Source organism: Corallococcus silvisoli, assembly GCF_009909145.1.
GTDB classification, from domain to species: Bacteria; Myxococcota; Myxococcia; order Myxococcales; family Myxococcaceae; genus Corallococcus; species Corallococcus silvisoli.
The window spans coordinates 103744-114657 of record NZ_JAAAPJ010000026.1 but is presented as its reverse complement, the minus strand read 5'-3'; the positions used below and the strand labels follow the sequence as shown (position 1 = coordinate 114657).

The following is a 10914-nucleotide window of genomic DNA, read 5'->3' as shown; positions in this document are numbered from 1 at the left end:
GCCTCCCACCCCTCTCTCGCCCAGGCCGTCTCCCTCGTCCGCGAGGACCGCCCCGGAGACCGCCGCCTCGTCGCGTATCTGGTGACGAAGCCGGGAGAGGCCTACACGGACACGGAGCTGCGCAAGCACCTGCGCTCGCAGCTGCCGCAGTACATGGTGCCGCAGCACTTCGTGGAGCTGGAGGCCCTGCCGCTCACGCCCAACGGCAAGGTGGACCGCAAAGCCCTGCCGCCTCCGGCGGGCACCGCGCGGCCCGTCGAGGACGCCTTCGTCGCGCCGCGCACGGAGACGGAGAAGCACCTGGCGCGCATCTGGAGGGAAGTGCTCGGCATCGCGCAGGTGGGCGTGCACGACAACTTCTTCAACATCGGCGGGCACTCGCTCCTGTCCTTCCAGGTCGTGATGCGCGTCCGGAAGGAGCTGAACCAGGAGCTGCACCCACGCACGCTCCTGCTCAACACGCTGGAGCAGGTGGCCTCGCAGATCGCGCCCCCGGTGCCCGTGGCGGCCCCGACCACGACGCAACCGGTCGCGTCGACAAAGGCCGCCACCCAGGAGACTTCTGTTCCCCTGGCGCAACGCTTGTTCAATAAGCTGAAGCGGAACCTGCCGGGACGCTCGGACTGAGCGACCCTTCGAGGAGATGGGTCAGACCGTGACGCCTTGCTTCTTCGGCACCTCCGAAAGACAGCTCTTCGGAGTCCACCACCCCGCGCAGGGCTCCGAGCGCTCCACCGGGGTGGTCCTCTGCTATCCGGCCGCCCAGGAGTACATGCTGACGCACTGGGCCTTCCGGAAGCTGGCGGGCATGCTCACGCGCGAGGGGTTCCACGTCTTCCGCTTCGACTACTACGGCACGGGAGACTCCGCCGGAGAGATGCAAGAGGGCCGACTGGCCACCTGGGCGCAGGACATCCGCCAGGCCGCCACGGAGTTGCAGGACGTGACGGGCGTGCAGCGCGTGGCGCTCGTGGGCCTGCGGATGGGCGCGACGCTCGCGGTGCGTGCCGCACTGGAGGGACTGTCCACCGCCGCGCTCGTCCTCTGGGAGCCGGTGGTGAAGGGGGATGCGTACCTGCGGGAGCTGGAGCTGCTCCAGGCGCGCCGCGCCGCCCGCACCCTCTTCCCGCAGCCCGACAGCCCGCTGGAGATGCGCGAGGAGTTGCTGGGCTTCGCCTTTCCCCGCCCCCTGCGCGACGACGTCCTCGCGGTGGACCTGGCCGCGCTGTCCGCGTGGCCCACGACGCGCACGCACCTGGTGGCCGCCGCGCCCAAGCCTGAATATCAGCGCCTCCAGGCGCGCCTGGAGGCGACGGGCCTGCCCTTCCAGCACCACCTGGTGCCGGAGGAAGGCACGGGAGGCCAGGAGTCCGCGCTCCTGTCCAACCGCATCCTCCAGACCATCACCTCGCTCCTGAAGGAGGTCGCGTGATGCGCGAGCGCGTCTGTTCCTTCGGCCCCGAGCAGAGCCTCGTGGGCATCCTCACGGAGCCGGAGCCCACGAAGGTGCTGCCGGGGGCGCCCGTGGTGGTGCTCTCCAACGTGGGCCTCAACCACCACGTGGGGCCGTACCGGCTGTGGGTGGAGCTGGCGCGACAGCTGGCGGGACGCGGCGTCACCACGCTGCGCTTCGACCTGTCCGGCCTGGGCGACAGCCCCCCCCGCCGCGAGGGCGGCGCGGACGAGTTCCAGCGGGCGCGGGAGGAGACGCGCGCGGCGCTCGACTACCTGGAGCAGAAGAAGGGCCACCAGCGCTTCGCGCTCATCGGCCTGTGCTCTGGCGTGGACAGCGCGCACGCGGTGACGGTGGAGGATCCGCGCGTGACGGGCGCGGCCTTCATCGACGGGTACACATACCGCACGCTGGGCTACCACCTGCGCTTCCACCTGCGCTACCTGAGCCCCCGCCGCTGGACCCGCTTCCTGCGCAAGCGGAAGCTGCCCTCCAGGCTGCGCGAGGCCGGTGAGGCGGACGAGGTCTACACGCGCGAGTACCCCGAGCGCGCGCGGCTGACGGACGACTACCAGCGCCTGTTGGACCGCGGCGTCAGCCTGTGCTTCGTGTTCTCCGGAGGCATGGGGCTCTCCTACAACTACGAGCGCCAGTTCTTCGAGATGCTCTCGCCGCTGAAGCTGGAGGGCCGCGTCACCTACGCCTTCTATCCGCGCGCGGACCACCTCTTCTCCGTGCCGGAGGACCGCGCGGAGCTGCTGCGCAAGCTGACCGCGTGGGCCGTGGGCAGCGTCCCCCCTCGGGCGCTGACGGGCTGAAGCCGGCCCGCGGCGGGGCCCGTCCATCCCTCTTCCGGGGTACAGACCCCTCCGCCTCCCGGCCGCTATGTCCGTGCGTGCACCGGATGAAGGGAGGCCCCGTTGAACCTGACCGCGCGCGAACAAGCGCTCCTGCTCGAGCTGACCCAGGCCCTCTCCAGTTCGCTGGACCTGACGGAGGTCCTGGCGCACGCGCAGGGCGCCATCGCGCAGCTGTTGCCCTGCGACTACGCGGCCCTCTGCGTGTCGAGGCCGGAGCGCCCGGGTGAATACGAATGGATGGGCCTGGGCGCCCCCGGAATCCTCTTCGCGCACTACCCGGAGCTGGCCGCCGTGGACTTCGTGCGGGAGTCGGTGATGAAGCAGCCGAACGTGCCGCTCCGGGACTCGGACATGCTGTCGCGCAAGGAGTTGAAGCGCAGCCTGTTGTACCTGCGGTGCCGGGAGCTGGGGCTGCCGTTGGAGCACGTGATGGCGGTGCTCCTGGACCTGCGGCAGGACTGGCACGCGGGCTTCACGGTGTACCGGCAGCACGCCCTGCCCTTCTCCGCGCGGGAGCAGGCCCTCCTGGATGACCTGACGCCCTACCTGGTGAACACGGTGCGCAACTGCCGGCTGTTCGGGAACGAAGCGCGGCGCGGCGACCTGCTGGACGCGCTCTTCCGTCACCAGGGGGCCGAGTGCGTCGTGATGGATCCCCCGGAGCGGGAGAAGCTGCGGACACCGGGCGCGACGGAGCTACTCAAGCGCTGGTATCCCGCCCTGGAGGCGAACGACGCGGAACTGCCCGTGGAGCTGCGCGAGCACCTGCGCCGGCTGCGCGGCGACCCCACGACGCGCAAGACGCTGGGCATGGACACGTGGATGCGCTCGGGGGAGAAGCACGACCTGAAGGTGACGTTCGTGGAGTTGCCCGAGCAGCACGGCAGCCGCCCCTGGGTGGTGGTGTTGCAGGAGTGCTCGCGCGCCATCCCGATGCCGGACCTCTGGCGCTTGAAGCTCTCCAAGCGGGAGGCCGAGGTGGTCCAGGGGGTCCTCAGCAATTGGACGAACGAGACCATCGCCGAGGACCTGGGCCTGACGCTCAACACGGTGAAGACGCACCTGCGCAACATCTTCCCCAAGCTGGGAATGGAGAGCCGCACGGACCTGCTCTACCACGCGGCCTGGAGGCAGAAGCCGGGGTAGCGCGGGTCCGGAAGGCGGCTCAGCGGTCCCGGAAGAAGTGCGGGAACACGGCGCGCGTCATGCGGGCGGACATCAGCAGCGCGGCCTGCTCCTCCGGAGACGTGAGCGTGCGCAGCACCGACTCCAGCTCGGCCACGTGGTCGCCGTCCGCGTTGCCGTGGCCGCGCAGGAAGGTGACGGCCTTGTGGATGTTGGCGATGCCGCTGTCCGCGATCAGCCGGTCCACGGAGTCCGGCGCGCGGTTCACGGAGAGGTACTCCAGCACGTAGGCCGTCCCGAGGAACGCGGTGGGCGTGCCCGACCGCGTGGTGAAGCGGTTCCATTCCACGTAGGCGCTGACCGCGGGGCAGATGGGCGCCCGCTCCACGCGCTCCTGCGTCCAGCCCAGGTTCTTCAGGTCCGCCAGGAGCCAGCGCTCGTGGCCCTCCTCCTCGGCGGACTTCTGGAGCAGCAGGTCCGCGAGCGCGGTGTTCTGGCCCTCGCGCTTCATGCGCTCGCCGGACTCCGTCAGGAACTCCGTGCTCCAGCGCACGTACTGGTACGTCTGCACCAGGTAGTACACGTAGTCGTCTTGGTGGATGCGACCCTCGAAGAGGCGCCGGGCGCCGGGCGCCGTGTCCAGCTCCCGCACGAGCATCCGCGCCTCGTGCCGCAGGGAGTCCATCCAGTCCGTCTTCGTCGTCTGCTCATTCCGGGGCTGCTTGCACATACACGTCTCCTGTCAGGGGCCCCTGGAGGCCCGGTGGGTGTGGCGTTGAGGGTGAAGGGGGAGGAAGGAGCGCGCCGGCCTGGGTTCAGGCGGCGTCGGCGTCCATCGCGTCGAAGAGGTTCAGCGTCTTCTGGGGAATCTCATCCAGCGCCGCGACGAGCGGCACCGTGAAGCGGTTGAAGGTGGGATCGAAGTGCGGCGGGCCAATGAAGCGCGCGCCCATCTTGTCCGCGAACAGCGACAGCACGGGGGGCATGCGCAGAGTGTCCAGCTGCCCCCGGCGGGCGTGGGCCCGCTGCTCCGCGGTGAGGCGGGCCGCGAGGGGTTCCCGCGGAGGCGCCGGAAACTCGCGGGTGCGCGCCCGGAAGCGGTCGCTCACCCAGCCCCGACGCTCGGCGGCTTGAAAGTAGAGGGCCGCCTCCTCCTGACAGTCCGTCTCCATGTTGGCGGCGGCGATCCAATGCGTGACGCCTCGGCGGCGGCTCTCGCGGTAGAGGCCCGCCTGGAGGCGCAGCACCGCGGAGTTGCGGTAGCGCCGGGTGACGCAGTAGCGCGTCGTCTCCGCGAACACGCGGCCCGGCGCGGCGAGCTCCGTGAGGTCCAGCTTCTTCTCGATGTCCAACCCCACGAGCGTGTCCGCGAAGGTGGCCACCTCCGCGTTGGGCGTCAGCAGGCGGGTGGTGGCCACGGGCTCGGCGTCCGCGTAGACGACGACGTGCGCGGTGGTCCGCAGGGTGTCGAAGCAGTCGGCCTCGCGCGGCGCGCGGGGGCGCTTGGGCCCCAGCATCCGCAGCTCTTCTCCGAAGACCTGATAACGAACGCGGAGCGCGTCATCCAGGTCGCGTTGGGCTGTTGCGACACGGCAACTCAGTGAGGACATGGGGGGCTCGCTTCCAGTGCGCGAGCCGGGCTGTGTGCCCGACTCCCCCATTCATTCGCCGCTGCTCGGCCAAGTGCGCTCCCGGGTTGTCTTTTTTCCGCACCGGTAGACTTGGCCCGAGCTCATCCCCCGCTTCCCGTGCTCCGAGGACGCACAACCCCGCGCGTCTAGCGCAGGGCCGCGAGGGCCGCGCCGACCTTCGCCACCGTCACCGACACGGGCGTCGTCACCTCCGGAGCGAAGATGGCCACGCGGAGCTCCTCGAAAGCCCACCGCAGCTCCTGCGCCGCCTCCTGGTCACGGGCGGTGGCGCACCTGGCGAGGAAGGCCTCCCATAGGGGGGTGAAGGGCGCGGCCTTCCCCGCGTCCTTGCTGGGGTTCGCCACCGCACGCGACAGCCGTGCTCGGGCCGCGCGGAGGTAGCGCGAGTAGCTCAGCAGGCGCACGAGGGGGATCCACTCGATGAGCTTCTCGGGGAACAGCTGCCCGAGCTGTGAGCGGATGTCCCGCACGGCCGCCGCGCCGCTCGGCCCCTTGGATGCGGCCTTGAGCGCGGCGAGCGTCTCGGAGAGCTCCATGGAGGTGGCGACGACGGCGTTCGCCCAGTCCCGGGCCACCTGCTCGATGCGCGGCGAGCCCTCTTGGACCAGCGCCTCGAAGGCCGCCTTCGTGCGGGGCAGCGGCGCGCCCGGTGCGAGCTTGAACGCATCATCGACGCTGCGTGCGAGGACGAGCGCCCGGAAGCTGTCGGCCTGACCTCGTGCGGGCGGCGCGCCGTCCAGGGATGGGAAGGGCGGCGGCATGCGCGCGGCGCTGACGGCCACATGCCCGCGCGCGGCGATCATCAGCAACCGACGGACCCCCGTGCGCGTGGCCGCGTCGGCGGCGGCCGAGGTCTCGAGCAGCACCAGGTCCACGGCGGCGCCCCGATCGACGAGCGCGGGGTGGCTGCGGAGCTCGAGCCCGCCGACCCGCCGGGCGACCACGGGGGGCAGCTCGCCGAAGGTCCAGGCGGTCAGCCCCTTTCGCTCCCAGTCCGAAGCCGGTGCCACGCTGCGCAGCACCGCCCGTGCACGTCCCCCGTGCTGCTCGAGCAGCGCGTCGGCGTCGCGGCTCCGCGCGAGCTCCTTCCCCCGCTCGTCGAGCACCCGGAGCGTGATGCGCAGGTACGGCGCCACGACATCCGTCCGGAAGGACTCCTCGGGCACGTCCACGCCGCACAGCCGGGACACCGCGCGCGCGAGCGCTGGAATCAGCGGCCCGCGGAAGGGCACCAGCTCCTTCTCGAGACGGTCGACCAGGGCCGGCACCGGCCCCAGCTGCTTGCGCTGGGCGCGGGGGATCTGCTCGAGCAGGGCGGTGAGCTTCTCCCGCTGCCACCCGGGGATGGTCCAGTCGAGCTCCCCCGGGGCCAGCTGGGCGAGCAGCAGCAGCGGCACGCTCAGGGTGATGCCGTCGTCCTCGGCCGCGGGGTCGAAGGTGTACGTCACCGGCACGGACGCGCCGTGCAGGGTGATGGCATCCGGGTAGTGCGCCGGGGACAGGCCCGGGTCGTGCGAGAGGGCATCCTCCATCGAGAGGACGAGCACGTCGGGGTCGGCCGCCTCGGCCTTGCGGCGCCAGGCCTCGAAGCTCGCTCCGTCCGTCACGTCCGCCGGGAGGCGCTGGTCGAAGAACGTCAGCAGCGCCTCGCTGTCGAGCAGCTCGCTGCGTCGGGCCTTGTCCCGCAGGCGCGCCACGCGCTCGAGCACCTCGCGGTTCTCCTCCTGGAACGCCCCCCGGGTGCGGTACTCGCCGCGCACCAGGGCGTGCTCCAGGAACATCAGCCGCGCCCGGGCGGGGTCCATGCTGGCCAGGGCCACCGGGCGCTCCTTGAAGACCTGAAGCCCGAAGAGGGTCGCGTTCTCCTTCACGACGGCGCGCGCGGACTTCTCCGACCAGTGCGGTTCGGAGAAGCTGCGCTTGAGCAGGTGGGGGGCCGCCGCCGCGAGCCACTCCGGGTCGAGCTTCGCCACGGTGCGCGCGAACAACTGGGACGTCTCCACGAGCTCGAACGCCATCCCCCAGGCGGGGGGCTTTTTCGCGAGCGCCGACGAGGGGTGAACCATGAAGCGCGTCTGCTTCGCGCCCGTGTAGTGGCGCTGCTCCGGATTCCACTGGCCGATGCGGGACAGCAGCCCGGTGAGCAGCGCCTGGTGCAGGACGTCCCCGCGCGCCGGGGCGCCCCGGCCCTTGCGCGACAGGCGCAGCTCGCGGACGGTCTCCTCGAGCTGGCGCTGGACGTCCCGCCACTCGCGCACCCGCAGGAAGGACAGGAAGTTGTCCCGGCACACGCGCCGCAGATGGGACGTCCCCCGGCCCTCGGCCTCGCGCACGAACGCCCACAGCTTGAGGAGCCCCGTGAAGTCCGAGTGCTCGTCACGAAAGCGCGCGTGCAGCGCGTCCGCCTTCTGCGCGAGCTCCCTAGGCCGCTCGCGCGGGTCCTGAAGGTTGAGCGCCGCGGCGATGATGAGCACCTCGTCCAGGCACCCGTACTCGGCGCCGGCGAGGATCATCCGCGCGATGCGCGGGTCCACCGGGAAGCGCGCGAGCTGGTGGCCGAGCGGCGTCAAGGCGCGCTCCTTGCCCTGGATGGCCCCGAGCTCCTCGAGCACCCGCCAGCCCTCGGCGATGGCCTTCGGCTGGGGCGGGTCGAGGAAGGGGAAGTCCTCGACGTCACCGAGGCCGAGGGACTTCATCCGCAGGATGACCCCCGCGAGCCCGGTGCGCTTGATCTCCGGGTCGGTGAAGGCGGGCCGCGTGGTGAAGCTCACCTCGTCGTAGAGGCGCACGCAGATCCCCTCGCGCACGCGGCCACAGCGCCCCTTGCGCTGGTCGGCGCTGGCCTGGGAGACCGGCTCGATGTGCAGGCGCGTGGTGCCCGAGCGTGGCTCGTAGCGAGACAGGCGCGCCACCCCCGTGTCCACGACGTACACGATCCCCGGGATGGTGACGGACGTCTCCGCGACGTTGGTGGAGAGGATGACCCGGCGCTGAGGGATGGTGGCGAAGACGCGCGACTGCTCGGAGGCCGACAGGCGCGAATACAGGGGTTGCACCACCGTGCCGCGCAGTTCGCGCGCGTTCAGCGCGTTCTCGGCCTCGCGGATCTCGCGCTCCCCGGGGAGGAACACGAGGACGTCCCCGTCCGGGTCGAGCGAGAGCACGTTCGCCACCGAATCGGCGACGGCGTCGGCGAGCTCCGCGTCCTCGGGAGGCGGCTCGTAGAGCACGTCCACCGGGAAGGTACGGCCCTCCACCTGGATGACCGGAGCCCCTCCGAAGAACTGCGAGAAGCGCTCGGTCTCGATGGTGGCCGAGCTCACCACGACCTTGAGGTCGGGGCGCCTGGGGAGGATGCGCTTGAGCCACCCGAGCAGGAAGTCGATGGTGAGGCTGCGCTCGTGGGCCTCGTCGAGCACGATCGTGTCGTAGCGGCTCAGGAGCGGGTCGCTGTGAATCTGCGCGAGCAGGACCCCGTCGGTCATGAACTTCACGGCCGTCCGCCGTGACGAGCGGTCCTCGAAGCGAATCTGGTAGCCGACGTCCGTGCCCAGCTCCGTGCCGAGCTCGCGTGCCACACGCGCCGCCACGCTCGTCGCGGCGATGCGCCGGGGCTGGGTGACGCCAATCTGGCGCGGGCGGCCGCGCCCCATGGCGAGCAGGATTTTCGGAAGCTGCGTCGTCTTCCCGGAGCCGGTGGCGCCCGCGACAATGACCACCTGATGGGAGGTGATGGCCGCGGTGATGTCCTCCACCCGGCTCGAGATGGGGAGCTCGGGGGGGAAGTGCAGGGTGGGCAAGCCGCCGGAGGTGGGAACGGGTGAGTCGCCGGACATGGCACCATGGCCTAGCACTGAAGCGCACGCTCCGCCCCTGACGAATCGTGTGTTCGCCTGCGCGCCTGGCGTTCCTGGGGGACTGCTCCCCGCACACCCGCTGGCACCAGGGCCGACCCAGGGAGGCACGCGCGGTGGGAGGGGTCCGCCCCCGGCGCCCCCGGCGCTCCACCGTCGCGCCGCTCGCTGGTGCCGCTCCCCCTTCCCCGTGGCCCATGGTTCGCGCCTGGAGGGTGACTCACTGTTGAGCGGACGCTGGAGGTGGCCGCCATGACCGAGCAGACGCCCGAGGACTCGCTGTCTCCCTCCGATGAGGAGACTCCCTCTGAAAGTGAGCTGCGCAAGCTCAGCCCCTTCGAGCTGAAGGACGAGCTCATCCATGTCGCCGACGAGGCCGTGAAGACCCGGGCGGCGGTGATGCTCAACGCGGGCCGAGGCAACCCCAACTGGATCGCGACCACGCCCCGCGAGGCCTTCTTCCTGCTGGGCCAGTTCGCGCTCGCGGAGAGCCGGCGCGCCTGGGATGAGCCAGACGTGGGGCTCGCGGGCATGCCGAGGTCGCCGGGCATCGCCCGGCGCCTGCACGACTTCCTGGATGCGAGCGACGACGCGGAGGCCGTGCAGTTGCTGCGCGGTGCGCTGGCATACGGAGAGACGGAGCTCGGCTTCAACCCCGACCGGTTCGTCTGGGAGCTCACCGACGCCGTCATCGGAGACAACTACCCGGTGCCGGACCGGATGCTCGTCCATGCCGAGCGCATCGTGCACGAGTACCTGATGCGGGAGCTGTGCGGCGGCAAGCCGCACCATGGCCGCTTCGACCTCTTCGCGGTCGAGGGGGGCACCGCGGCGATGACCTATCTCTTCCGGTCGCTGATGGTGAACGGCCTGCTCCGCAAGGGAGACACCATCGCCCTGGGGGCCCCCATCTTCACGCCGTACCTGGAGATTCCCCGCCTGGAGGAGTTCGACCTGCGCACGGTGGACATCCAGCAGCGCACCCATACGAAGGATGGGATGCACACGTGGCAGTACCCGGACGCGGAGCTGCGCAAGCTGGAGGATCCGCGCATCAAGGCCTTCTTCGTCGTCAATCCCTCCAACCCAGGCGCGGTGGCCATCCGGAAGGAGTCCATCGACCGTCTGGTGGAGCTGGTGCGCACGCGTCGGCCGGACCTGTTGATCATCACGGATGATGTCTACGGCACGTTCGTCAACGGCTTCCGCTCGCTCGCCGCGGACCTGCCGCGCAACACGCTGCTGGTCTACTCGTACTCCAAGCACTTCGGCTGCACGGGCTGGCGGCTGGGCGTGGTGGCCCTGCATGAGGACAACATCCTGGATGAAGCCCTCGCGCGGCAGCCCGCGCCGGAGCGCGCTCGTCTGGAGAAGCGCTACGGCTCCATCACGTTGGACCCGGACCGGATGAAGTTCATCGACCGGATGGTGGCGGACAGCCGGGCCGTGGCGCTGAACCACACCGCGGGCCTGTCGCTGCCGCAGCAACTGCAGATGACGCTGTTCTCGCTGTTCTCACTGCTGGACAAGCACGACGTCTACAAGAAGCGCTGCCAGCGCATCTGCCACGAACGGCTCGAGGCGCTGTTCGAAGGCATGGGCCTTCACTTGAAGAAAGACCCGCTGCGCACGGCCTACTATCAGACGCTGGATCTGGAGGCCTGGTGCCGCGAGCACATTGGCGAGGATTTCATCCGTTTCGTGGAGGCGCACCACGACCCGCTGGACATCGTGTTCACGCTGGCTCGCCGCCACGGCGTGGTGTTGCTCAACGGCAGTGGCTTCGAAGGACCTCCCTGGTCCGCCCGTGTCTCGCTGGCGAACCTGGATGAGACGGCCTATCCGCGGATCGGAAGCGACCTCCAGGACGTCGTGCGCCGGGCCATTGATGAATGGCTGGAGGCCGGGGGCGCGCTGCCTCCAGACCTGCACTGAGCCACGCGCAATGACGTATCACGGGGTCCTTTTCG

Annotated in this window: 8 protein-coding genes; 5 read left to right on the top strand and 3 right to left on the bottom strand. The window is 70.5% G+C overall.

All coding sequences use genetic code 11. The features are described from left to right. From GTY96_RS34850 to GTY96_RS34835, 4 genes are all read left to right on the top strand, one after another. A partial coding sequence (locus GTY96_RS34850) for an AMP-binding enzyme (protein ID WP_235686081.1) occupies window positions 1–627 on the top strand: 627 nt, incomplete at its 5' end. 28 nt (window positions 628–655) lie between these two features. Then, the gene (locus GTY96_RS34845) at window positions 656–1432 is read left to right on the top strand and encodes an alpha/beta fold hydrolase (protein ID WP_161666989.1); all 777 of its coding nucleotides are present in this window, start codon (window positions 656–658) and stop codon (window positions 1430–1432) included. After that, the gene (locus GTY96_RS34840) at window positions 1432–2271 is read left to right on the top strand and encodes an alpha/beta fold hydrolase (protein ID WP_161666988.1); all 840 of its coding nucleotides are present in this window, start codon (window positions 1432–1434) and stop codon (window positions 2269–2271) included. The genes GTY96_RS34845 and GTY96_RS34840 overlap by 1 nt, the downstream gene beginning before the upstream one ends. A 102-nt stretch (window positions 2272–2373) precedes the next feature. Then, window positions 2374–3459 carry a helix-turn-helix transcriptional regulator gene (locus tag GTY96_RS34835; protein ID WP_143908662.1) on the top strand — a complete coding sequence of 362 codons (1086 nt, stop codon included), beginning with the start codon at window positions 2374–2376 and terminating at the stop codon, window positions 3457–3459. 19 nt (window positions 3460–3478) lie between these two features. Here the strand turns inward: GTY96_RS34835 and GTY96_RS34830 are convergent, their stop codons facing one another. The 3 genes from GTY96_RS34830 to hrpA form a co-directional block, all read right to left on the bottom strand. Continuing rightward, entirely contained in the window at window positions 3479–4168 is a 690-nt protein-coding gene (locus tag GTY96_RS34830; protein WP_161666987.1) for an iron-containing redox enzyme family protein, read from the bottom strand. An 85-nt stretch (window positions 4169–4253) separates the two neighbouring features. Further along, a complete protein-coding gene (locus tag GTY96_RS34825) occupies window positions 4254–5048 on the bottom strand; it encodes a GNAT family N-acetyltransferase (protein ID WP_161666986.1) in 795 nt (264 codons plus the stop codon). A gap of 167 nt (window positions 5049–5215) precedes the next feature. Beyond that, window positions 5216–8926, bottom strand: coding sequence for an ATP-dependent RNA helicase HrpA (gene hrpA / locus GTY96_RS34820; RefSeq protein ID WP_161666985.1), 3711 nt, complete (start codon window positions 8924–8926; stop codon window positions 5216–5218). Between the two features lie 270 nt (window positions 8927–9196). Here hrpA and aspD point away from each other — a divergent pair, with 270 nt between their 5' ends. Next, complete coding sequence (aspD, locus tag GTY96_RS34815) at window positions 9197–10879, top strand: aspartate 4-decarboxylase (RefSeq protein ID WP_161666984.1); 1683 nt, start codon at window positions 9197–9199, stop codon at window positions 10877–10879. Window positions 10880–10914 lie beyond the last annotated feature (35 nt).